Raw genomic sequence first — 23,973 nt, forward strand, 5'->3', positions numbered from 1 at the left:
GTGGAACATGGGTTAGAACGGCAAGTCGTCAGGCTCATCGTTCTGCTGGAAGCTGGACGCGCCGCCACTGCCGCCGTAACTACTGCTGCCTGAAGAGGAAGCTGCGGGTGAAGGAGAGGCAGATGCGGAAGACGCCTGATACTGGCCACCGCCACTGCTGCTATTATCGTCGCCAGTAGGGCGACCACCCAGCATGGTCATGTTGTCGGCAACAATCTCGGTGCTGTAGCGCTGGATGCCTTCCTTGTCCTGGTAATTGTTAGTTCTGAGCTTCCCTTCGATATAGACTGGGTTGCCCTTCTTGAGGTACTTCTCGGCCACCTCGGCCAGGCCCCGCCATACCACGATGTTGTGCCACTCGGTGCGCTCCTGGCGCTGGCCACTTTTGTCCTTGAAGGTCTCGGAGGTGGCGATAGGGAAGCGGGCTACCGATACGCCGCCTTCCAAATGACGTACTTCCGGGTCTTTGCCCAGGTTTCCGATCAAAATCACTTTGTTTACACTTGCCATGCTTTTTAGATAATATAAAATGAATTGGGCTACTCCAGCAACCAAGCTGGAGGAAATATGGCTTACTGAAACGAATAATGCTTTTTCCCGCACAAAAGTTTCAGCCCTATAAATATACTAAAATCTTCGCATTCTGCAAATAGCTGTTGATAAGAATTGGCTTCGGTAATTCCTCGATTTCTTTTACGGAATAAAGGGCCAGCCGGGCCTCCTGGAGTACTTTTTCCGGCAGCGGGGCCTTGAGGTGTATGCGGTAGAAGCGTGCCGTTATTCGCTGATGGCTCAACAGGTGCCTGTAATCTTTTGCGGGGGGTTGAAGTTGTGCCGTGTCCAGTGTCAGCCCAGCGTGCTGCAACTCGGGGACGAGGGCCTCCAGCGGCAGGTCTTTGTGAGCGCTCTCATACAGGTAAAAGTCGTACAGCCCCTGCCAGATGTCGCCTTCCAATCGCTTGCGCATATAAAACCTGCCTGCATGCTCCAGTACGAGGTAATGAAAATAGCGCGGCCGCGCGGCTTTTGCCTTTGCCTTCACCGGAAGCTCCTGCACCATGCCATGGGTAAAGGCGAAGCAGCTTTGCTGCAGCGGGCAGAAAAGGCAGTCGGGCATGACGGGGGTGCACTGGATGGCCCCAAACTCCATGATGGCCTGGTTATACCTGTCTGGGGCGTCGGCAGGCACCAGCGTGTCGGCCAGTTGCTGGAACACCTTACGCGAGGCGGGGGCTGCGATGTCGTCGGAGAGGCCGAACACGCGGGCCAGCACCCGAAACACGTTGCCATCCAGCACGGCCACCTGCTCTTTAAAAGCGAAGGCGGCGATGGCGGCGGCGGTATAGCTGCCGACCCCCTTCAGCCTGAGCAGCCCGGCATAGTTGTTGGGGAAGTGGCCACCCAAGTCATCCGTCACTATTTTGGCCGTGTGGTGCATGTTGCGCGCCCTGGAGTAGTAGCCCAGGCCCTGCCAGAGGCGCAGCACCTCGTCTTGGGGGGCTGCGGCCAGTTGCTGCACGGTAGGGTATGTGTCCACGAACTTCTGGTAATAGGGCAGGCCCTGGGCCACGCGTGTCTGCTGCAGAATCACCTCCGACAGCCAGATGCGGTATGGGTCGGTGGTGTCGCGCCAGGGCAGGTCGCGTTTGTGGCGGCCGTACCACTGCAGGAGGGTATGGGGGAAGGATGCGTGCGCCGGGGGGGCCATGGCGGAGGTATAAATTAGACGGTTTTAAGATGCGATAACAAGTCAAATTACGCGAATGTTTACCGGTGGTGCAACAACGTTGAAAATCGAGTGCAATTGAAATATAACGCGGCACGCCCGCGTTAAGGGGGCGTGCGGGAGGCGGGGCGATGCGAAATCCGGCCTTTGCCGGGGCTAACGCTGTGCATATGAGGCAGTAATAAATTACAGGGAATGCTTTTACTTGTCGAAAAGTAAAACTACCTTTGTGCCCCGAAAATCAGTAAGTGGACGGCTAAGCTGATAGTAAATAGTTGATAGCTAACTTATTATTTAAATTTATAAAAATCTAAGAAAGTGACTAAAGCAGAAGTAATATCAGAAGTTGCTGATAAAACAGGGATCGACAAAGCAGATGTACAGGCCACAGTAGAGGCTTTTTTCAAGGTGGTAAAAGACTCTATGGCAGATGGGAATAACATCTACGTGAGAGGTTTTGGAAGCTTTGTAAACAAGAAGCGCGCGAAGAAAGTAGCCCGCAACATCTCCAAAAACACGTCAATTATCATTGACGAGCATTTTATACCAAGCTTCAAGCCGTCTAAGACCTTCATTCAGAAGATCAAAAACAGCAAAAAGATACAGGAGCTCACGCATTCTTAATTTTTTGTATCTTTGCTGCTCTGAACAGTTTTAAATTCTAGAAACAGCCCTTAGGTAAAAAGAATGTCACGGACACAAATATTGATTGTTGTTGCAGCCGTCGTGTTGGTCGCTGTCATGTTCTTTTTGCCTAAAGTGGTTGTAAACGAAGAGGATAAAGCTAACTTTGCCAAAGGCGGGGCGACGGAGGCGGGCCACTCGGAAGATGACGGCCATGACCACGGGGCAACCGCCGAAGGCGGCCCGGCAGACGCGCACATGACGGCCTCGCCGGAGCAGATGATGGAACTGGCCACAGCGCGCGCCAAATACAACAAAACCACCGACACCCAGGCCCGCATGCGCATTGCCTCCGAACTGGCAGCGGCGTATGCCACAGCCAGCAAGTACGACAGCGCCGGGTACTACTACCAGGTGGCCGCAGAAGCGCGCGGCGGCGAGAAGAGTTACAAAAAAGCCGGGGATGCCTACTATGAGGCGTTTACCTTCGCAGCCACGCAGGACCGCGCCGCTGAGTTAGGCGGCAAGGCCCGCGACATGTACGCGCAGGTGCTGAAGAACAATCCGTCGGACCTGGATGCCAAAACTAACGTGGCAATGACGTATATTGCCAGCACAAACCCGATGCAGGGGATTACGCTGCTTCGGGAGGTGATTGCCTCAGACCCGAACAACGAGAAGGCCCTGTTTAACCTGGGCATTCTCTCTATTCAGTCTGGGCAGCACGACAGGGCGGTAGAGCGCTTCCGGAAACTGGTGGAGGTAAACCCCAACCACGTGGAAGGAACCTTCTATTTGGCGGTGTCGTTGGCAAATACGGGGCAGAAGGAAGAGGCCAGGGCCCTGTTTACCAAGGTAAAAGGCCTCAGCAACGACCCTGCGCTGGCTGCATCCGTGGATGAGGAGCTGGCAAAGCTGAACTAACGAATTAAAGAAATCATTTATACCACAAAAAAACCAAGACTATGCCTTGCGGAAAGAAAAGAAAAAGACATAAAATTGCTACTCACAAGAGAAAGAAGCGCTTGAGAAAAAACAGACATAAGAAGAAGTAATTTCTTCTGCGTTTAGTAGGGCCCACTTTGCTATGCAAAAGTGGGCTTTGGTCTTATACATCCTAAATAACCATTTGAGAAAAATTGAGTAACGAACTGATTATCAATTCTACTCAGGATGGGGAACGCATCGCGCTTTTGCAGGATAAGCGCCTGGTAGAGTATCACTTCGAGTCGAAAGACACGGACTACATTGTAGGGGATATTTTTCTGGGCACTGTGAAGAAAGTGATGCCTGGCCTAAACGCTGCTTTTATCGATATTGGCTACCACAAAGATGCTTTTTTGCATTACCATGATCTGGGAGCGAATATAAAGACGCTTAACAAGTATGTTAAAGCAGCGCAGACACAGAAGAACGCTTCATCTAAACTCAACCAGTTTAAGTTTGAGCCCGAAATAGACAAGCTCGGCAAAATGGCTGACGTCCTGAAAAAAGGGCAGCAGCTGTTGGTGCAGATCGTAAAAGAGCCGATATCTACCAAGGGCCCACGCCTCTCCTGCGAAATTTCGCTGGCTGGCCGCTACCTGGTGCTCGTGCCGTTCTCAAACACGGTAAGCGTATCCAAGAAGATCGTCAGCAAGGAAGAGCGCACACGCCTGAAGCGACTGATCACCTCCATTAAGCCAGAGAACTTTGGCGTAATCATCAGGACGGTGGCAGAGGGCCGCGAAGTGGCAGAGCTCGACAGAGACCTGCGCAACATGGTCGCAAACTGGGAAGAGGGCTTTAAGACGCTCAGAATAGCAAAGCCAAACGACAAAGTCATCGGCGAGCTGAACCGTTCTTCCTCCATCTTGAGGGATTTATTAAACGAGAGCTTTGACAGCATAGTAGTCGACGAAACGACCCTCTATGACGACATCAAGGCATACATCAGTAGTATTGCGCCAGACAGGCTAAACATCCTGAAGCATTACACTGGTAAGACGAAAACCTTTGAACACTTTAACATCGAGAAACAGCTGAAGGCTGCTTTCGGCAAGACAGTGACCATACCGGGCGGCGGATACCTGGTAATTGAGCACACCGAAGCGCTGCATGTGGTGGATGTGAACAGTGGGAACAAATCCAATACCGAAACCGATCAGGAGGCAACCGCGCTGAACGTGAACATGATGGCAGCCAAAGAAGTGGCCCGCCAACTGCGCCTCCGGGATATAGGTGGTATCATTGTGATTGACTTCATTGACATGAAGTCGCCGGAAAACCGCCAGAAAGTATATGAGGTGGTAAAGGAGGAAATGAAGCGCGACCGGTCCCGGTCCACTGTTCTTCCCATCTCCAAGTTTGGCCTGATGCAGATTACCCGGCAGCGGGTGAGGCCAGAGCAAAACATTATTACCGGCGAAGTTTGCCCAACCTGCAACGGCACCGGTAAGATTACCGCCAGTATACTGGTGACAGATGAAATTGACGCAGCGGTAGACGACCTGCTGACCAGCCATAATCACAAAAGCCTGACGCTGTACCTGCATCCGTTTTTGTATAGCTATTATACAAAAGGCATGGTATCGAGGCAGATGAAATGGTTCTTCAAGTACTTTAAATGGGTTACGCTTGTAAAAGACACCTCCCTGGGCATCATGGACTTTAAAGTGATGGACGACCGGGGCGAAGAGATCGAGCTGCGCGCAACGCTTGCAGTGGATCCTGCTGTTGTGGCGGATGACGTTTAAAGACACTCTATACTAAAAAGCCCCTGCCAGATCTTAACTGGCAGGGGCTTTTGCTTTAAACAGGTATGGTATGGGGAAGTGTTAGAACTTCACGCCCACGTCAAGAGACACGCTGTTGTTCTTCAGGCCGATGTTTTTGTCGCCGAGCAGCTTCTCGTAATAGTCGTCGATATCCGTGAGGCCGCGGTGATAGGTGAGGCCGCCAAAAATCTTTGTGCTCTGGCCCATCTGGTACTCCACGCCACCGCCCAGCAGGGCGTCTGCCTCGAATATGTTGAAGCGCTTGAGCGCTTTGTCGCCGTCAATCACCTTTTTGCCATTTACCTGAGCGGCCACTTTGGTGTTCAGGGAGCCTCCCACCTGAAAGTAGGCGATGGTGCCCGGGGCCACTTCGTTGGTGAACAGTTTCAGGGTAACCGGAAGCTCAATATACTGCAGGGAGATGTCGTCTTTGCCCCGCGTGGTTACCGTGGAGCCGGAGCCGTCTTCGCGGGTATAGTTGTAGGATATCTCGCTACCTTTGCTGCGGTACAGCAGGCCGGTGCTGAAGGCATAGTTCTGGGCGAAAAAATAGTCGGCCACCACGCCCACACCCAGCCGCAAACTGCTGCTCTCTTTCTTAAAGTTATACCTGTCTTCGGCAATAAAACGGTTACCCGTGATGTTTGGAGACAGCATCAGGCCAATCTCAACCTGGGCCATTGCCGAGAATCCCAAGACGAGGAACAACGTCAGGAGTGTAAGTTTTTTCATAAGTATAGTTTAATTATGCTTCGTGTTACCCTAATACGACGGAACACCCTATTTTTGTACAAAGATACGCAACAATGTATTACAGATTTCTATTACTCGCCATACTTCTGCTCTCGTTCGGCTGCCAGAAGAAAGGCTGTGAGCTGCCGGATGGGATAGCAAAGATACCAGTGCGCGTCGAGATCGAACGCCTGGAAAAGCCATTTTTCTCGGCTGACGGCAGCGAGGGCATTGCCACGTTCCTGAAGCAAAACCCGCAGTTTGCCAGCCAGTACCTGCAAATCAGGAGCAGTGCCGTGGATAACCGCCTGGCCACTTCATTGAATGAGATCGCGGCAAACCCCTCGCTGGACACGCTGGTGCAGCAGGCCGGGAAGCGTTTCGGAGACATGCAGGCAGAACAGAAACAGCTGGAAACGGCGTTTAAGGTAGTGAAGTACAACTTCCCGGAGTTTGTGGAGCCGCAGGTGAAGACCTTTGTGACGGGGCTGGGCAGCCTGGGCAACGACATCTTTATCTCGGACAGCCTGCTGGTCTTTGGCCTGGATTACTTTATCGGGAAATCGGCCAGTTACCGCCCGCAGGTATATGAGTACATCCAGAGCCGGTATGAGCGCGAGAAAATGGTGCCCGCCGCCATGCTGCTGCTCTCTGACCGCTTCAACAAAACCAACCCCGCCGACAGAACCCTGCTGGCGGAGATGCTGAATATCGGCAAGGCATATTACTTTGTGCAGGCCGTGCTTCCCTGCGCCCCTGATTCTGTGATCATCAGTTACTCCGGGCAGCAGATCGCGGATGTGAACCGCAACGAAGGCCGTATCTGGGCACATTTTATCGAGAAGAGCCTGTTGTATGAGAAGAGCCCATTTGCGGTGAACAAGTACATTGGGGAGCGGCCCAGCACCCCCGAGATAGACGGTACAGCCCCCGGCCGCATTGGTGCCTGGGTTGGGTGGCAGATTGTGCGGAAGTATATGGAGCGCCACCCCGAGGTAACACTGCCCCAACTGATGGCCGAAACCGACTACGCCAAAATCTTTAATGAATCTAAATACAAGCCGAAGCGGCAGTAAAGTGGTTGATGGTTGATAATTGCTCATTGCTCATTGCTAGTTATATATAGAACCGCGAGCCTTTGATGCAGTTAATTCAGGAATCCTGCTCTAAACCAGCAACCAACCACCAATAACCGAACAAGATCAACCTGCAGCCAACCATCAGCAACTCACATGCACATTGCCGTTCTGAACCAGCACCACCAAAACCCTGACTGCCCCGCCACCTGCCGCCATTATACCTTTCTGGAGGAACTGGCGAAACGGCACCGGGTAAGCCTGGTGGCCAGCGACGGGTGGCGGCGCATGCGCCTCACCAAAAATTACCCGTGGGTGCCCAAAGGGGTAGAACTGCACGAGTGTAAGGTTGCCTATGCAAATAAAATGGGCATCGCGCTGCGCCTCAAATCCTTCGCGGGCTTTGCGGCCAGTGCCTTTAAGCAGGCCATGCAACTGCAAAAGCCAGACGTGATCTGGGCTGTGTCTACGCCGCTCACCACGCCTTGGGTGGCCGCACGGGTAGCGCGACTGCGTGGGGTGCCGTGGGTGTTTGAGGTACAGGATCTGTGGCCGAGCTTTCCGATTGCCATGGGCGCCGTGAAAGGCAGCTGGATAAAACAACGGCTGTACAGGATGGAAAAGAAGCTATATCACAGCGCCAGCCATATCATCACACTCTCTCCTGACATGACGGAGTATGTAGTGAGCCTGGGTATAAGCCGCTCAAAAATCACGACGAACTTTAATGGCACTGACCTGGATCTGGTAGCGGCCACCCATCCGGAAGAGGTGGAAGCGATGCGACGGCGGCATGCTCTTGTGGGCAAGCACGTTGTGCTGTACGCCGGCACGTATGGCCGCGCCAACGACATCCCGACGCTGCTGGCGGTAGTGGAAAAGCTGTCGGAACACCCGCACATCCACTTCGTTTTTACGGGCAGCGGCTATTATGAGCCGCAACTGCAGCAACTGTCGCAGAGGGTGCCCAACCTGCTGTTGCTCCCGCCGCAGCCCCGCACCGGGATATTCAAGTTGTTCAAGCTGGCTGACCTGTCGGTGGTCTCTTTCAACAACCTCCCTGTGCTGGATACCAACTCGCCCGCCAAGCTATACGATAGCCTGGCCTGTGGCACGCCCGTGCTGGTGACAAACACCGGCTGGACGAAAGCTTTCGTGGCGCAGCATGCTTGTGGGTGGTATACCCCCGCAGAACAGCCCGACAAAATGTGCCTGGCTATACAGGAGATACTGCAGGAGCAACACGCGCTGAAGGCCGCAGGAATACGTGGGGCCGCTATCGCCACGCAGCTTTTTGACCGGCAGCAGTTGGTGAAGCAAGTGGAAGACGTGCTTCTGAGTGCCGCACGATAAGGCTTTGCCTGCTGATTTCCTGGCGTATACCGCTGGGCTCCGTATTTCTGGCATAGCTTTGGCAGTATGCCGGAAAGCGGGGCGAAACGATTCGGCTTTTGCCCCTTTAACTGTTTTCACGCAAATTCAAAAGTCAAAGAAGATGAAAAAGACATTCGCAGCCCTGGTTTTAGGTATACTGGTAACAGGCAGCACCTTTGCCCAACAGGCACCTCAGCAAGAAAAGAAGGCCCGCACGGAGCAACACCATGGCAAACACAGACAAAGTAGCCTAAGCCCGGAAGAGCAAGCCTCCCGCCGCGCCGCCAAAATGAGCCAGGAACTTGGCTTGAACAAGTCTCAGACTAAAAAACTGCAAGCCCTCCATTTAAAGCAGATAGAACAGCGCGAGGCCATGCGTGCGGAATACAAAAACACGGATACGCAAAACAGGGCGCAGCGCAAACAGGAAATGAAGGCTGCGCAAACGCAATGGCAGGCAGAGCTCAAAGACATCCTCACTCAGAAACAGTACGCGCAGTATCAGGAGAAGCGTGAAGAAATGCGGGAAAGCCGCCGCGGGGACAGACCCGGTCGTGATGGCCACAAGAACAGGGAAAACTGGCAGCAGCAGAGAAGCTAATCCAAAGCTTATACATGCCGAAGCGCCAGCAAGCACCGTAATTTATGGCTTGCTGGCGCTTTTGCGTTTTACTAAGCGGGAATTATATATACTACCTTTCCTGGTAAAAGTATTTTGATGCCGCTAGTTCATTCAGCTTAAAGCATAAAGCTATATTTGGCGATCTGCCCAGTAAGCCCATACCACCAAAAGCCACTGCAACTGCCCGGCCCAGGCAACAGCCGTCATGTTGGTCGGGGCAGGACCAAATATATTGGCGAGGTATACCAGTACCAGAAAAGCAACCAGCACCCATAGCGCAACGGAAGCCTGTGTAGCCGCTGCACGCTTTGTGCGTAGGTATAGCCAGATGCCACCCGCAAACAGCAACCCCTCCAGTAGCACCGTGCCAGCAACAGAGTTCCAGAGGCCGAAACCCACTTTAGGGGAGTTCCCGGGGTAGAGCGGCAGGTCCGGCACGTGAACGATCAAATCCAGAAACCAGTGGCTGACCACAAGCAGGCCCAGCACCAGCGCTGCCCTGCCGTCCTTTTGCAGCCACCAATACACTAGCCCAAACAGCAGTCCCCAGCCCAGAACAGTCAGCAGGCTGTGGGAGATGGGATAATCCGTGAAATCGATCGGCGTCAGGTTGGCCGCGTCAGGCGCTACGGTGGCATGCTCCACGTTCAGGAGCAACAGGGTGGGCCAGAGCAGGTCCAGGAACTGGGCTGCTAGAAAGAGCGTGCCGAGCGAGGTTTTCGGGACTGCGGCTTTGCCTGCAAAGCCAACGGCAAAATGACCAATGAACATAGCAGTATAGAATTGATGAGGCCGTACAACAAAATAAATCATCAAAAACACAGAAGTGCCACTGTATTTATAGCCAGTGCCCGCGCGCCAGCATCTCCACAGGCTGATCGCGCGATTATTGCCTGCGATGTGGCCTAAGAGGATTTATGAAAACGAAGCACCTTTTTCTCTGTATGGCTTTGCATGGCAAGTTCAATTACCCGGATCGTGTTGCGTGCCTCCTCTGGTTTTACCGCCAGTTCCGCTGTGCCGGTTACGGCCTGGTATACATTCTCGTAAAAGCCAGTGTAGTCGCCGGTTTCGCTTTCCAGCTTGCCAGCAAAGTGCAGCCCGTGCAGCGTCGTGTTCAGCGTGCCCCAGAGTGCTTCGGGCTCTATACCCCAATCGGCGGTTCCTTTTGGTGCTTTGCCTTCTTTGAGGGCAGCCTCCTGCACATCCAGGCCATACTTCAGAAAAGAACCCCGGTCGCCGTGTAGGGTATACCGTGGCCCGGGCTCGCGCACCAGCATGCCAGCCTTCAGAATCACGCGCAGCGTAGGGTAATGCAGCATCAGTTGGAAGTTGTCAACAATCTGGCTGTTGGGGCGTTGCGTGCGGAGCTCCGCAGACACCTCTTCCGGGAGGCCAAACAGGCAGAGCGCCTGGTCGATCAGGTGCGAGCCGAGGTCGTAGAGGATGCCGGAGCCGGGAGCGCTTTCCTCTTTCCAGGTGTTGGGCTTCAGAAAATTGCGGAACCGGTCGAAGTGCGCCTCATACTCCACCACATGGCCCAGCAGGTTGCCGTCCAGTATCTTCCGGATGGTTTTGAAGTCGCTGTCCCAGCGGCGGTTTTGGTAAACGGTTAGCAGCTTGCCTTTGCTTTTGGCCAGTGCTGTGAGTTCGTCGGCTTCTGCGGAGGTAACCGTGAAAGGCTTTTCCACCACCACATGCTTGCCAGCGTTCAGCGCCTCCCTGGCCAGCGGCAGGTGCGACACATTGGGCGTAGCCAGCACCACCAGGTCAATGGCGGCATCTTCAAAAATAGCCTTTACATCCTGCACTATTTCGGCTTGCGGGTATCTTTCCTGGGCAAGGGCGATATTTTCCGGGCGGGTTTCCCTGATCTTGGCAAGGTGCAGCCCCGGCACGTTGGTAATGAAGGGCGCATGAAACACCTGCCCGGACATGCCGAAGCCGATCAAGCCTATATGTATGTTTCTTTCCATGAGAGAAATTTTAGCGTGAGGGAATATTTGCTGAAGTCAAGTTACTCATAAATTTCAGCTAAAGCAGCCCCTTCACTTGCCAAATGCCATTGATGTAGTGGTGGTGTTAAACACCTGAAACAGAATTGCCGCGCCAGGTGCTTCCTAAAGAGAGGGTAGCTGGCGCGGCAATTCTGGTATGTATAAGTTCTGGAAGTTAGCTCTTGGCAAGAAGCTAAGTGTGCGGATTTACTCTTTCAAAACCATGTCAATACATAGCACGGCGCCCAACAGAAGCACCCGCAGGTTATTATTTTCGGGCACCTGCTCGCCAATTTTCAGGATGTAATTGTCGGCGGAAGTGAAGATTTCTTTGCCGATGCCCGCCCATTTCTTGGTCACGCTGCCAAACTCGATGTTGTCTTTCACGAATTTGAAGTCCCAGCTTGTCCACTTGCCTTTCAGCGAGAACAGGAAGTTCTCATCGGCATCTAACACGCTGAACTTACCGCCAAACGAGAAGAACTTCTGCTGTAGCTTGCCCACCACGTTATCGTGCTCGTCGAGCACCTCTACCTTCGAGACAAAGAAGGTCGTGCCGCGCTTCACGCGCAGTACTTTCTCACCATCGGTGCTGCTGACCACTATATCAAACGGCGTCATGCGCTTGTAATCGGTGAAGCGGAGAATCCGGGTGAAGAAACCCAACTTTTCCTCCCGGCACATCATCAACTGCTGCTGGGTTTGCGGGTCGTATATATCGAAGTTGTTTGAAGCCTTGAACATGCCGACATGTTCCTTCACGAAGAATAAGTTGTTCTTCAGTATTGGGTGCATCGTAGGATTAAGTTTGTGTTGTTTTCGCCCACAAGCCGGTAGCTATTTGGGTTTTTAATATAATGATGCTCTAATATACTGATTTATACCTTATCTGTCGCCTGAATAAGTATAGAGTTAAGATTTTTGTAAGGCTTGAGGGAAGAGGTTGTTGTGGCGTGGTTAAACTATAGCGGTGAGTAACCATTTCAGCGCTATTCTGAGAAGCTCAAGAATAGCATCTTTTGATTTTAACGGTTTAAATAAACGCCTGCTTTAATGGCGTTTATTTTGTGTTAGAAACAGAATCTATCCAGTTTTCTATAGTCTTCAAATAATCAGGGTGCAATTTTGACCAATACGGGAAATCGCTTTCTCCAACATAGTGCATGGAATGAGAGGCACCCTCTAATAAAATGATTTTAAAATTATTATTACCTGATTTCGTAAGTGCATTAGAAATGAGCTCATGACTATTAGAAGGAATTATTTCATCCAATGTCCCTTGCAGAATAAGCACAGGTTGCTTAGTAGTTTCAAAGTACGGAATTGGACTATATAGAAGTTTTTTATCCATTTGAATTTCATCCAGATTTGGCACCCAAATATTGGAAAACCAAGATTCTGATTTTTCATTATCTAAAGCCTTTTCTAAATCTGTCCTTGATAGTTTGCCTGCTATAAATTCAAAAACCTTTCGTTGAAATGCAGTTGCGGCCTCAATTTCATTTCCGATTGCTTCTGTATTTATATTTATCCAATAGTTCAAATCACTTTTTAGTAAGCTAACGCCGGGACAACTTACGGCAATTCCAAATTTCAGATTCTCTAATTCACTTAAAATATATGGTATTTTGGTAGCCCCTTGACTACTTCCTTTTATTCCAATTTCCTTTAGTGGAATTCCAGACTTATCAGAAAAAAATTTTATAGCCTTGATATCATCTGCAGACAGTTCTTCAATTGTTGCAACTTCCCAATTGCCCTCAGAATTTCCAGTACCTCTTTTGTCGTAATGGAAAGTAGTAAATCCCATTCGTGCGAATAGTATGGCTTCTGCACGTGAGGCACTTCGGTCTGCGTTTCCAGAAGAAGTCACAATTACCAGTGCTTGACTACTTTTATTACTAGGGTACCAAATAGTTCCATCTAGGCTCAATCCATTGGACTCAAAACTAATTTCCTCACTTTTAGGAGTATTACTATTATCCAAAGATTCCTTTACTAAAGTGTAGTCGATTGTAATAGTATCAACAGAAAGTGAACCCCGAAGCTTGCTATTATTTTCAATCCATTTGTTTCTGAAGGAGTAAGTGTAAAAATCGCTTTGCAACTTAAAATTTATCGAATCACCGCTTACTTCAATATTTTGCAACGGAATTCGGTTGGCATTTTGCTCTAAACTCGTGAAGAAAACTTTAAAATTGATAGAATCACTTTCTATTTCAAAGAGTATCTTATCCGAAAAATTTCCATATTCAATTATGCCACTATAGTTTCCCTTCTTTTCACCTTCATTGGTTTCGGGGTTTCGCTTGCAAGAAAATATTGCAAATGCTATGAAGATGACAAAGATATTTTTCATATTAAATTGTTTCTAGCTAGTTGCTAACAGAAGTGGTCTACTGCTACTAGCTGCACTATGTATGGAGGTAGCATTCGCTCCTTAATTACTTGCAACTATATGAGTTAAGTTAGCAATTTCAACTCAGTTAACCACAAGCTTTACAGGAACAGATTTCTAACTAACATTACCCACCCAGCTTATTCTCAGGGTCGTCGGGGATGTTGGGGAAGTTCTTCTGGAAAAAGGCGCAGAAGTGGGTGAGGGGGCATTCCTCGCACTTGGGGCGGCGGGCCACGCAGATGTAGCGGCCATGCAGAATCAGCCAGTGGTGCGCCTTCGATACCAGGTCGTTGGGCAGGTTGGCTACCAACTGCTTCTCTACCTCCATGGGTGTTTTGGCGGTTTTTGTCACCAGACCCAGGCGCTTGCTTACCCGGAACACATGCGTGTCCACGGCCATGGCAGGCTGGTTCCAGATAACGGAGACGATGACGTTGGCGGTTTTGCGGCCAACGCCCGGCAGCTTCACCAGTTCCTCCACGGTGCTGGGCACCTCGGCGTTAAACTTTTCCACGAGCATTTTGCCCAGACCGGCCAGGTGCTTGGCTTTGTTGTTGGGGTAAGAGATGCTTTTTATATAGGGAAAAATCTCTTCTGGAGTGGCAGTAGCCAGATGCTCGGGCGTGGGGTAGGCCTCCAGCAGGGCAGGGGTCACCATGTTCACGCGCTTGTCTGTGCACTGGGCGCTCAGCACCACCGCCAGAATCAGCTCGTAAGGGTTGGTATACACCAGCTCGGTTTCCGGCTCCGGGAAGTGCTGCGTGAAGTACTCGATCAGAAGTTTGTAACGTTCCTTCTTTTGCATAAAAAAAGTTTGCAGTCGGTTAAGACTGCAAACTTAATCTTTTTGAGTAATTTAAAATGTTATTGATGGCATGCTGGCGCGGCGCTTTCACAGCTTCATCCAGTAGCTTTTGTATCAGGAGCAGTTCCGCGCAGCTGTCGGCCAGCTCCATGTCTTGCACCAAAGCTCCTTCCAGCTGCTCATAGGCATCGTCTGCCAAATCATCATACACATACTGGATAAGCTCATTCTGAGTAGAGGTTTTTATCATACGCTATGTTATTGTGTTGCATCTTCTTCCGCAGGTTGATCAGCGCGTAGCGCATCCGCCCCAGGGCCGTGTTAATGCTCACACCAGTGGCGTCCGCTATCTCCTGAAAGCTCATTTCGGCGTAATGCCGCATCATAAGCACCTCACGCTGCGTCTGGGGCAGCGTCTGGATTAGCTCGCGCAAACGGGCATGCGTGTCCTCTTTTATCTGGAGCGACTCTGCCGAGTCCTCTGAAAAAGACATGTTGTTGAACACGTTGCTGCCGTCTTCCAGCGTGATCATCGGGCTACGCTTCTCTTTCCGGAAATGGTCGATTGCCAGGTTATGGGCAATGCGGCAAATCCAGGAAGAAAACTTGCCTTCCTCGTTATACCGTCCGCTTTTCATGGTATGGATCGCTTTGATAAACGTATCCTGCAACAGATCTTCGGCCGTGTACGAGTCCTTAACTATAAGAAATATGGTTGTGTAAACTTTGTTCTTGTGTCTGTTTACTAGCTGCTCAAACGCACTCTCTTTACCTGCGATATAAAGCGAAACTAAAGCAGAGTCGCTTATAAGGGTGGTGGTTGTATTCATGTTAAAGCTACATTAAGTTAACGTAGAGCTTTATATCATATTGTAGCGTTTACTAGATTGAACAAGTTTTTTCAGAATTGTAAATCAAATGTATAGAATGCGTTTTGATTGTGCAAGCATCCCTTTTGCAATCGCTTAAAAAATATACGGCTGTTATACCGCAGGTCCTGCCTTTGTCGTTGTGCGTGCCCGCTGCGTCAGGAAACGCGCTGCTTGCCAAGGAAGCCAAAGCAGAAATCATACCTTTTTGGTCTTTCGCGTCTATCTACGTGTAAATGAATTACTTGGATTGTGCTATCCGGCTGCGTAATTTATTTTCCGCAACAGCGTAACGCCCATTATCCAAGGCCCTCCTGCCAGCATATCCCACTTCCGGTAAATAGCCGCTAGTCCGGGTGCGAACGCTTTTATATAGTGTTAATAATATATAAATATAGGCCAGGGCAATAAAGACCTTCGCAGGCATGGAGCGTCTCGTAGAGGGATAAATTAAAAAAAACCTTAGGCTGGTATACCCGCTATCTTCTGCTATACCCTTTAATGCGGTTCAGGATAAGCAGCAGGCGGCGGTTAATCTCGCGCTCCTCAACAAGCGAGCACTGCGCAGATATGTGCGCCGGCTTCTTGAGTTTTTCCTCCACGTTTTTCAGGTGTTCGAGGTAGCATTCTACGGTGGTGCACGACACGTTCTTCAGCGCGTCCTCTTCGGCGTAGTGCTCTTTTTTGTATTTCAGGTTGATGGCTTTCGCTATCTCCGTGTTAATCAGTTTTGTAACCGCCTGGTCGGTGGTAATTTCGTGCTGGCACACCTTGCGTTCGATGTTCTCCAGCAAGTTTCGGATATCAAGTAATTCCATATGTGAGTTTTTAAGGGTCTGGAAAAATATGTAGCCTCCCGCTCCGAAGTTACACAGCAACATCGGACCCATTTTAGGATGCCTGGATTGTTTACAGAATGGTACCAGAGGCAACTGTTGGTATAACCCTGACGCAGCAATGAGGTTATGCTAACGCATGCCCGAAGGCACCAGAAAGAATAGGATTAGCTTGGTTAAAGTAAAATTTTAAAGTAAATAGTTATACTATAGCGGTTGATTACTGGTTGCATTTTTGCGATTTTTTATTATGTTTTTTAAGTTATCGAAGTAGCTCAGGGTATCACAAAGACGCCTCCACACTTTTCAGACGGCATTTTGAAGGGTATGAAGCAAGTCGGGGAAATTCATCGCCACAAGGCGGAATCGGTACGGAAGCCTGCTGTTATGTATTGGTTTTGCCGTACCTTCGCGGCCAGAACCTAAACAAACAGGGTAGTATGAAAGAGGCGGCGCGTGCCCAGACAGATCCGTTCGCTGTGCTCCGGTTACCAGAGTTTCGGCTATACGTCATAGCCCGGCTGTGCATCACGCTGGCCATGCAGATTCAGGCCGTGATTGTGGGGTGGCAGGTATATGACCTCACCCAGGATCCGCTCTCGCTGGGGCTTATCGGGTTGGCCGAGGCGATTCCGTCTATCGTGGTGTCGCTGTTTGCAGGGTATCTGGCCGATATGGTGTCGCGCAAGCAGATTATCGTGGTGGTGGTTACAGCGCTGCTCCTGTGTTCGGGGGCCTTGCTGTTTTTTACGCTCGATACGAGCCGTGTGCTGGAGCTGTACGGGGTGCTGCCCATCTTCGGGGTAATCTTCGTGAGCGGCATTGCCCGAGGCTTTATGGGGCCTGCCGTGTTTGCATTTATGCCCCAACTGGTGGCCAGCAAATTGCTCTACGCCAACGCCATCACCTGGAGCACCACCACCTGGCAGGCTGCCTCGCTGGTAGGGCCCGCGCTGGGCGGGCTTATCTACGGCTTTGCCGGCATTACGGCGGCCTATACCACGGATGTCTCGCTGGTGCTGCTCTCGCTCATCGCCTTTTCGTTTATCGGTGCCAAGCCGCTGCCCGTCAACAGCAACCCGCAAAACATGCTGGACAGCCTGCGGTCGGGCATTCGGTTTGTGTTCGGCCATCAGATCATCCTGAGCGCCATCTCCCTCGACCTGTTTGCCGTGCTGTTCGGCGGGGCGGTGGCGCTGCTCCCGATCTTCGCCTCCGACATTCTGCAGACCGGCCCGCAGGGGCTCGGATTTCTGCGCGCCGCGCCGGCGGTAGGCTCTGTGCTGATGGCCGTTATCCTGGCCTATAGGCCCATCCTGGCGAACGCTGGCAAGAAGATGCTGTGGTGTGTGGCGGGGTTCGGGGCCTGTATCGTGCTGTTCGGGCTTTCCACCAGTTTCTGGTTTTCGCTGGTGCTGCTGGCCCTGAGCGGCGCTTTCGACAGCATCAGCGTCATCATCCGCTCCACCCTCATCCATACCCTTACCCCCGAGTACATGAAAGGCCGCGTCTCGTCGGTAAACAATATTTTTGTGGGGTCGTCCAACGAGATCGGTGCCTTTGAGTCGGGGTTAACGGCCAGGCTGATGGGTGTGGTGCCTGCCGTGCTGTTTGGCGGCGTCATGACGCTGGTGGTGGTGGGGATAACGGCCCTGAAGGCCGACAAACTGCGCGCGCTGAGCATGCACCCCGAGGAGGAGGCCGAACTGGTATAGCGGAAGGCAAAGCACACTGCTTTGTCTGGAAGGACCATGCTTTGCCTGTGCGCGTGGCGTTGCTTCGCGCATGTGAAAGTGTTTGTGCAGAATAACCCACCCCTACCCCTCCCAAGAGGGGAGTTATACTAACTGAAAGGCAAGGCTATATGCACTCATCAATTGATAATGGTATAAAATTTATCATTAGGGCTTGGAATTGCCCATTCAGAAAACTGGCGAAGCATTTTTATCGCCCCATAGTGCTACTATGCAGCTCAAAAAACGCCTCGCCAGCATCCAATCTGAATATCATTTGCTGTCAAAAACGAAGTTTAGCTATGCGTTTACTTGGTTGGTTCGGCCTTTACCGCTTCAGCCTTTGGCGCTTCGGCTTTTGTCTCAGCTTTTGGCTGAGGTGTCGCTTGCTGTGGCCCTTTGCTAGCTTTGTGCGGACGGCGGTTGCCATACGTGCCCTTTGTTATCTTTCCTTTTCTCGATTTGATATCCCCTTTTCCCATAAATCTGTTTGTTGTTTGGTTGTATAACTACCTGTCTGTACGGCGAATCCACGATAGCAGATGACGCTTTTGCTCAAGCAGTTATTTTCTTAGCCACATGACCTGCCACGGTGCCGCCTCACAGCTGGGTGGGGCAGGTCAGGCGCCAGCACGTTGGCTTCGGGCAGTGTTTTGACCCATGCGCGCAACTGCCGCGCCATGTGCAACAAAGACCTTCAATTTGAGGTTATCTATTCGTATCTTTACAAATTAACTTAAAGAGAGAAAATGGCTTGCGGCGATACAACAGCTTCCCGCAAGCCGATTCATATATGGCACACATCCCCGATTATAACCTCGACGAACTCGACGCCCGCCAGAACATTATCATCAAAGGGGCGAGAGTACATAATCTGAAAAACCTGAGCGTTGCCCTGCCGCGCAACAAGTTCATCGTGATCACGGGCCTGTCCGGCTCCGGCAAGTCCTCGCTGGCGTTTGATACCCTGTATGCCGAAGGCCAGCGCATGTACGTGGAAAGCCTGAGCTCCTACGCCCGCCAGTTCCTGGGGCGTATGGACAAGCCGGATGTAGACTATATCAAGGGCATCAGCCCGGCCATCGCCATCGAACAGAAGGTGAGCATCAAGAACAACCGCTCCACCGTGGGCACCAGCACCGAGATATACGACTACCTGAAGCTGCTCTACGCCCGCATTGGCAAAACATACTCCCCGGTTTCGGGCGAGGTGGTGCAGAAAGACTCTGTGGCGGACGTGGTGGACTTTATCTTCTCGCTGGAGGATGAGGCCCGTGTGATGATCCTGGCGCCATTGCTCCTGCACACGGAACGCAGCCTGGCCAAGGAACTCGACCTGTTGCTGCAGAAAGGCTATTCCCGCATCTATGCCGACGGTGAGGTATACTTTATCGAGGAGCTGCTGGAGCAGAAAAAGCCGAAGCTTGGCCAGGACATCTACATCCTCGTTGACCGTGCGGTGATATATAAATCGGATGAGGATTTGCAGTTCCGCATCGCCGACTCGGTGCAGACCGCTTTCTTCGAGGGCCACGGCGAGTGCCGCGTGCTGTTCGGCAACGGCGAAGAGCATGTGTTCTCCGATAAGTTTGAGCTGGATGGCATCGTGTTCGAGGAGCCCTCGGTTAACTTCTTCAGCTTTAACAACCCCTATGGCGCCTGCCAGACCTGCGAGGGTTTTGGCAGCGTGCTCGGCATCGACCCGGACCTGGTGATACCCGACAAGAGCCTGACCGTGTATGAGGGGGCTATTGCCCCGTGGCGCTCCGACAAGATGAATGAGTGGCTACAACCCCTTATCAAGAACGGCATCCGCTTTGACTTTCCGATACATCGGCCTTACAATGAGCTGACCGAAGCCGAGCAGGAACTGCTCTGGAAGGGTAACAAATACTTCTCTGGCCTGAACAAGTTCTTCAAGGAGATACAGGGCCAGACCCACAAGATACAGTACCGCGTGATGCTGTCGCGCTACCGTGGCCGCACCACCTGTCCCGACTGCAAAGGCTCGCGCCTGCGCAAAGACGCCGGGTATGTGAAGGTGAATGGCAAAAGCATCACCGACCTGGTGCTGATGCCCCTCACACAGGTACAGCCTTTCTTCCGCAACCTGGAGCTGTCGGAGCACGACCGCAACGTGGCCGACCGCCTGGTGACCGAGGTTGCTAACCGCCTCAGCTACCTGGAGCGCGTGGGCCTGGGCTACCTCACGCTAAACCGCCTCTCCAATACCCTGTCGGGTGGCGAGAGCCAGCGCATCAACCTGGCCACCTCGCTGGGCAGTGCCCTGGTCGGGTCTATGTATATCCTGGATGAGCCGAGCATCGGCCTGCACCCAAAAGATTCGGAGCAACTGATCGGGGTGCTGCGCACGCTGCAGCAACTGGGCAATACCGTAATTGTGGTGGAGCACGAGGAGGAAATGATGAAAGCCGCCGACCAACTCATCGATATTGGCCCTGAGGCTGGTTCGGGTGGTGGCCACCTGATGTTCCAGGGCACCTTCGAGGAAATGACCAGGAGCGAGGATACCTATACCGCCAAATACCTCAGCGGCAGGATGGAGGTGCCCGTGCCGACGCACCGCCGCAAGTGGCGCAACGCCATCGAGGTGATCGGTGCCCGCGAGAACAACCTCAAAAACCTGAGCGTGAAGTTTCCGCTTGAGGTGATGACGGTGGTGACGGGTGTGAGCGGCTCCGGAAAATCAACGCTGGTGAAGAAGATACTGGCCCCGGCCATGCAGAAGCTCCACGGCAGTTCCTCCGAAGCCACCGGTAAGTTCGACAAACTGGCCGGCGACTACGGCAAGATAGACCACGTGGAGTTCGTGGACCAAAACCCGATCGGCAAGTCGTCGCGCTCCAACCCGGTGACGTATGTGAAAGCCTACGACGCTATCCGGACGCTGTACGCAGATCAGCCGCTGGCCAAGTCTCGTGGGTTTAAGCCTTCGCACTTCTCATTCAACATCGAGGGGGGGCGCTGCGAGGTATGCCAGGGCGAGGGTCAGGTAAAGATAGAGATGCAGTTTATGGCCGACATCTACCTGACCTGCGAGAGTTGCCACGGGCATCGCTTTAAGCAGGACGTGCTCGATATCAAGTTTCAGGAGAAGAACATCTCCGAAGTGCTGAACATGACCATCGCCGACAGCATCGAGTTCTTTGCGGGCCAGTCGAAAATATCCGAGCGCCTGAAGCCGCTCGACGATGTTGGCCTGGGCTATATCCGTTTGGGGCAGTCGAGCAACACTTTGTCGGGTGGAGAGGCGCAACGCGTAAAACTGGCCTCGTTCCTGACCAAGGGCGCAACCTCGCACCACGAGAACATCCTGTTCATTTTTGATGAGCCAAGCACGGGTCTGCACTTCCACGACATCAGCAAATTGCTGACTTCCATCAACGCGCTCATCGAGAACGGCAACACCGTCGTGATCATCGAGCACAACATGGACATCATCAAATCGGCGGATTGGATCATCGACCTCGGCCCGGAAGGCGGCACCAACGGCGGCCACCTGCTGTACGAAGGCACGCCGGAAGATATGGTGAAGTTGGAAGGGAATGATACTGCCCGGTTCCTGAGAGGGAAGGTATAAAGAGTAGAAACTAAGGTATAAAAGCCGCCGTGACAGCTGTTGCGGCGGCTTTTTGCTTGTGGCGATGTGGCAGGGTATCCAACCACCCCCTGCCCCCTCCTTTTCTAAGGAGGGGAGTCTGTTTTAGCGTTATCAAACTCATTTTTTTATAGCGACGGATTCTTTACATGGCTTCACATAGACATTAAGAAATTTGTTGTCAGGCTAGAGAAGTGAGAACAAAATTCCCCTCCTTGGACAAGCGAGAACGCGAGTTCGAAGCTTGCGAGCGTAGCTCTGAGGGGTTAGGGGTGGTTGGACCCGGCAACTTCAAATCAAACAAGTTTACTAGAAACACAGTGTAACTTAACGTTGGCAAATTGGAAACAGGGGGCAGCAGAACATTGCATAATACTAGAACCACTCCGTATAAATTGTTAAATTGCCATTCCTGGGGCCAAATGCCCGAAACTGAATAGTATAGTTATCAACACCAAACACATAAAACATGAGAAAGAAGATTGTTGCAGGCAACTGGAAAATGAACAAGACTTACGAGGAGGCGCTTACGCTGGCATCGGAGATCGACAATATGGTGAAAGACGAAGCAAGCGGCGAGGTGACCGTGATCGTGACACCTCCTTTCCCATACCTGCAAAGCGTGGGCAAACTGGTACAGGGCAACGACAAAATGCACCTGGCGGCGCAGAACGTGAGCGAGCACGAAAGCGGCGCGTATACCGGCGAGGTGTCGGCGGCGATGCTGAAGTCGGTGGGCGTGGAGTATGTGCTGGTGGGCCATAGCGAGCGCCGCCTCTACCACCACGAGGATGCCCAGACGCTGTACAAGAAAATGAAACTGGCGATTGCCCAGGGCCTGAAGCCGATCTTCTGCTGCGGCGAGTCGCTGGAGGAGCGCGATGCAGAACGCCACTTTGAGTTTGTGGGCCAGCAACTGCACGACAGCCTTTCATACCTGAGCAACGAGGAGTTCGACCAGGTCGTAGTGGCCTACGAGCCGATCTGGGCGATTGGCACGGGCCGCACGGCCAGCAGCCAGCAGGCTCAGGAAATGCACGCTTACATCCGGGAGCAACTCTCGAAGCTGTTTGATGCCGAGGCGGCTTTCAACACCAGCATCCTGTACGGCGGAAGCTGTAACCCAGGCAATGCCCAGGAACTGTTTGCGCAGGAAGATGTGGACGGCGGCCTGATCGGCGGCGCCTCGCTCAAGTCTAGAGACTTTGCCGATATCATCAAATCATTCTAAATAAGAGGTATAAAATAGAGGAGGCTGCGGGTGCTGTGCATCGGCAGCCTTTTTTTATTCGTGACTTGCAGGCTGGGTATCCTGGAGACAGGGGGCTTTGAGGGAGTGGTGAGCGAAAAGTACCAGTTGGCCGAATAGCCGATGCCCTTTCACGGCAGCGAAACCAGCTGTCTGATCCGCTTCTCTCCTGATTTTTTTCAGGGACCAACCCCCCCTCCGGCGGTATAACTGCCTCAGATATTGCACGAAACGAACATAAAAAAAGCCGACGATGTAAAATTGGCGGCTTTTTTGTTTAACTTATCTCTATCTTTGAATAAATAGCTTCCTGAATATTAAAATGCAGATATTATTTATAAGTTGGCTGGCACTTTTCCCTTTTCTGAAGGCCCCGGCACCCATGCCTGCGGCGGCAACTGAGCTGAGCCTCGGGAAAAGCTACTGCCATATATACGGCGCGGTATACCTGGAGCGGAACCAGATGTATAAAAACAGGACGTCCGCCACGGTGTTCCTGAACGAGGATGAGGCCTTTGCCAATCTGGTGGTGTTTCGGGAGAGCAACAAGCTGTTTGCCGACGGCCCGGCCATCTGGTACCTTACCCCCAACAAGGCCTTCGCCAACCACATCCTCTACGTGACGGACCAGCGCCATCTGGCCGATTTTACTGTTCATTTTACTGACGTGCGCTCCGCAGCCGTTTGTCGCGATTAACTATACCCATGGATTTTATAGAAGTAACCCTACACGTGGACGCAGCTTTTGCGGACATCATGACCGCTGAGCTCGGAGAGCTCGGCTTCGACGCTTTTGTGGAGACAGAAGAAGGCTTCAGCGCCTACATCGAAGAAGACCAGTTTAATGAGGAGGCCCTGAAGGAAACGATTCAGCGCTACGCCGAACTGGTGCAGGTAACCTACACCGTGCAGACCATCAAGCGCCAGAACTGGAACGAGGAATGGGAGCGCAATTTTGAGCCCCTGTTTATCGGCGGGCAGGTGTCTGTGCGGGCCTCGTTCCATACCAGGCCGGGGCAAGCGAAGTACGATATCGTGATCAACCCGAAGATGTCGTTTGGTACGGGCCACCACGAAACCACCACTCTGATGATCGAGAATCAGCTGACGCTGGACCACCAGGGCAAGCGCGTGCTGGACATGGGTTGCGGCACCGGCATCCTGGCCATCATGGCCGGAGAGTTGGGCGCGACCGAGATCGTGGCGGTGGAGATTGAGGACTGGACCGTGGAGAACGCCCGCGAGAACGCCGCCCTCAACAACTATGGCCGTATCGACGTGCGCCTGGGCGGTGCCGAAACGATTGCAGGCGAGCATCCTTTCGACATTATCCTGGCCAACATCAACCGCAACGTGCTCCTGGACGACATGCCTGCCTACACCGCCGTGCTGAAACCGGAAGGCTGGCTGCTGCTAAGCGGCTTTTATACCGAAGACTTGCCGGTTATCCGGGATAGAGCTCAGGAACTGGGCTTGCTTTACCAGACGCACCGAACGAAAAACAACTGGGTGTCCGCCCTTTTCAAAGCCCGGTAGTACCTTTCAAAACGAGCA

Annotated in this window: 23 protein-coding genes; 11 read left to right on the forward strand and 12 right to left on the reverse strand. The window is 52.2% G+C overall.

Features of this window, described 5'->3' with window-relative positions:
• Window positions 1-12: 12 nt before the first annotated feature.
• Together MKJ04_RS08035 and mutY are read right to left on the reverse strand one after the other, a co-directional pair.
• A complete protein-coding gene (locus tag MKJ04_RS08035) occupies window positions 13-510 on the reverse strand; it encodes a single-stranded DNA-binding protein (RefSeq protein WP_241641074.1) in 498 nt (165 codons plus the stop codon).
• Window positions 511-616: 106 nt separating this feature from the next.
• Complete coding sequence (gene mutY / locus MKJ04_RS08040) at window positions 617-1,708, reverse strand: A/G-specific adenine glycosylase (RefSeq protein WP_241641075.1); 1,092 nt, start codon at window positions 1,706-1,708, stop codon at window positions 617-619.
• A 336-nt stretch (window positions 1,709-2,044) separates the two neighbouring features.
• Between mutY and MKJ04_RS08045 the strand changes: the two genes are divergently transcribed.
• From MKJ04_RS08045 to MKJ04_RS08055, 3 genes are all read left to right on the forward strand, one after another.
• Window positions 2,045-2,350 carry an HU family DNA-binding protein gene (locus MKJ04_RS08045; RefSeq protein ID WP_161889059.1) on the forward strand — a complete coding sequence of 102 codons (306 nt, stop codon included), beginning with the start codon at window positions 2,045-2,047 and terminating at the stop codon, window positions 2,348-2,350.
• A 63-nt stretch (window positions 2,351-2,413) separates the two neighbouring features.
• Entirely contained in the window at window positions 2,414-3,274 is an 861-nt protein-coding gene (locus MKJ04_RS08050; protein ID WP_241641076.1) for a tetratricopeptide repeat protein, read from the forward strand.
• Window positions 3,275-3,489: 215 nt separating this feature from the next.
• Window positions 3,490-5,085, forward strand: a complete 1,596-nt coding sequence (locus tag MKJ04_RS08055) for a ribonuclease E/G (protein WP_241641077.1) — start codon at window positions 3,490-3,492, stop codon at window positions 5,083-5,085.
• An 81-nt stretch (window positions 5,086-5,166) separates the two neighbouring features.
• Here MKJ04_RS08055 and MKJ04_RS08060 read toward each other — a convergent pair whose 3' ends face one another.
• Entirely contained in the window at window positions 5,167-5,838 is a 672-nt protein-coding gene (locus MKJ04_RS08060) for a porin family protein (protein WP_241641078.1), read from the reverse strand.
• A gap of 74 nt (window positions 5,839-5,912) precedes the next feature.
• Here MKJ04_RS08060 and gldB point away from each other — a divergent pair, with 74 nt between their 5' ends.
• From gldB to MKJ04_RS08075, 3 genes are all read left to right on the forward strand, one after another.
• Complete coding sequence (gldB, locus tag MKJ04_RS08065; RefSeq protein WP_241641079.1) at window positions 5,913-6,914, forward strand: gliding motility lipoprotein GldB; 1,002 nt, start codon at window positions 5,913-5,915, stop codon at window positions 6,912-6,914.
• Window positions 6,915-7,070: 156 nt separating this feature from the next.
• Window positions 7,071-8,267, forward strand: coding sequence for a glycosyltransferase family 4 protein (locus MKJ04_RS08070; RefSeq protein WP_241641080.1), 1,197 nt, complete (start codon window positions 7,071-7,073; stop codon window positions 8,265-8,267).
• A gap of 142 nt (window positions 8,268-8,409) precedes the next feature.
• On the forward strand, window positions 8,410-8,889 hold the full coding sequence (locus MKJ04_RS08075; protein WP_241641081.1) for a DUF4890 domain-containing protein: 480 nt from the start codon (window positions 8,410-8,412) through the stop codon (window positions 8,887-8,889).
• A gap of 150 nt (window positions 8,890-9,039) precedes the next feature.
• Here MKJ04_RS08075 and MKJ04_RS08080 read toward each other — a convergent pair whose 3' ends face one another.
• The 8 genes from MKJ04_RS08080 to MKJ04_RS08115 all read right to left on the reverse strand — a co-directional run bounded on the left by MKJ04_RS08080 (window position 9,040) and on the right by MKJ04_RS08115 (window position 15,800).
• The gene (locus MKJ04_RS08080) at window positions 9,040-9,681 is read right to left on the reverse strand and encodes a hypothetical protein (protein ID WP_241641082.1); all 642 of its coding nucleotides are present in this window, start codon (window positions 9,679-9,681) and stop codon (window positions 9,040-9,042) included.
• 134 nt (window positions 9,682-9,815) lie between these two features.
• The gene (locus MKJ04_RS08085; RefSeq protein ID WP_241641083.1) at window positions 9,816-10,886 is read right to left on the reverse strand and encodes an oxidoreductase; all 1,071 of its coding nucleotides are present in this window, start codon (window positions 10,884-10,886) and stop codon (window positions 9,816-9,818) included.
• A gap of 228 nt (window positions 10,887-11,114) precedes the next feature.
• Window positions 11,115-11,702 (reverse strand): phospholipid scramblase-related protein, encoded by a 588-nt coding sequence (locus MKJ04_RS08090; protein WP_241641084.1) that lies wholly within the window; start codon window positions 11,700-11,702, stop codon window positions 11,115-11,117.
• A gap of 265 nt (window positions 11,703-11,967) precedes the next feature.
• Window positions 11,968-13,266: an alpha/beta hydrolase family protein gene (locus MKJ04_RS08095; RefSeq protein ID WP_241641085.1), complete on the reverse strand. Its 1,299-nt coding sequence runs from the start codon at window positions 13,264-13,266 to the stop codon at window positions 11,968-11,970.
• A gap of 166 nt (window positions 13,267-13,432) precedes the next feature.
• Window positions 13,433-14,113: an endonuclease III gene (nth, locus tag MKJ04_RS08100; RefSeq protein WP_241641086.1), complete on the reverse strand. Its 681-nt coding sequence runs from the start codon at window positions 14,111-14,113 to the stop codon at window positions 13,433-13,435.
• A 19-nt stretch (window positions 14,114-14,132) separates the two neighbouring features.
• Complete coding sequence (locus tag MKJ04_RS08105) at window positions 14,133-14,363, reverse strand: hypothetical protein (RefSeq protein ID WP_241641087.1); 231 nt, start codon at window positions 14,361-14,363, stop codon at window positions 14,133-14,135.
• Entirely contained in the window at window positions 14,338-14,943 is a 606-nt protein-coding gene (locus MKJ04_RS08110; RefSeq protein WP_241641088.1) for an RNA polymerase sigma factor, read from the reverse strand. The genes MKJ04_RS08105 and MKJ04_RS08110 overlap by 26 nt, the downstream gene beginning before the upstream one ends.
• 518 nt (window positions 14,944-15,461) lie before the next feature.
• A complete protein-coding gene (locus MKJ04_RS08115; protein WP_241641089.1) occupies window positions 15,462-15,800 on the reverse strand; it encodes a hypothetical protein in 339 nt (112 codons plus the stop codon).
• A gap of 458 nt (window positions 15,801-16,258) precedes the next feature.
• On the opposite strand from MKJ04_RS08115, the gene MKJ04_RS08120 reads away from it, so the two are divergent.
• Window positions 16,259-17,533 (forward strand): MFS transporter, encoded by a 1,275-nt coding sequence (locus MKJ04_RS08120; RefSeq protein ID WP_241641090.1) that lies wholly within the window; start codon window positions 16,259-16,261, stop codon window positions 17,531-17,533.
• A 326-nt stretch (window positions 17,534-17,859) separates the two neighbouring features.
• On the opposite strand, the gene MKJ04_RS08125 is transcribed toward MKJ04_RS08120, so the two are convergent.
• Window positions 17,860-18,033, reverse strand: a complete 174-nt coding sequence (locus MKJ04_RS08125) for a 30S ribosomal protein THX (protein WP_241641091.1) — start codon at window positions 18,031-18,033, stop codon at window positions 17,860-17,862.
• A 311-nt stretch (window positions 18,034-18,344) separates the two neighbouring features.
• Between MKJ04_RS08125 and uvrA the strand changes: the two genes are divergently transcribed.
• From uvrA to prmA, 4 genes are all read left to right on the forward strand, one after another.
• Window positions 18,345-21,152: an excinuclease ABC subunit UvrA gene (gene uvrA, locus MKJ04_RS08130; RefSeq protein WP_241641092.1), complete on the forward strand. Its 2,808-nt coding sequence runs from the start codon at window positions 18,345-18,347 to the stop codon at window positions 21,150-21,152.
• Window positions 21,153-21,639: 487 nt separating this feature from the next.
• Entirely contained in the window at window positions 21,640-22,401 is a 762-nt protein-coding gene (gene tpiA, locus MKJ04_RS08135; protein WP_241641093.1) for a triose-phosphate isomerase, read from the forward strand.
• Between the two features lie 340 nt (window positions 22,402-22,741).
• Window positions 22,742-23,116 carry a hypothetical protein gene (locus MKJ04_RS08140; protein WP_241641094.1) on the forward strand — a complete coding sequence of 125 codons (375 nt, stop codon included), beginning with the start codon at window positions 22,742-22,744 and terminating at the stop codon, window positions 23,114-23,116.
• Between the two features lie 8 nt (window positions 23,117-23,124).
• A complete protein-coding gene (gene prmA / locus MKJ04_RS08145) occupies window positions 23,125-23,955 on the forward strand; it encodes a 50S ribosomal protein L11 methyltransferase (RefSeq protein WP_241641095.1) in 831 nt (276 codons plus the stop codon).
• The last annotated feature ends 18 nt before the right edge of the window (window positions 23,956-23,973 follow it).

The organism is Pontibacter sp. E15-1, assembly GCF_022601975.1.
Taxonomy (GTDB): domain Bacteria; phylum Bacteroidota; class Bacteroidia; order Cytophagales; family Hymenobacteraceae; genus Pontibacter.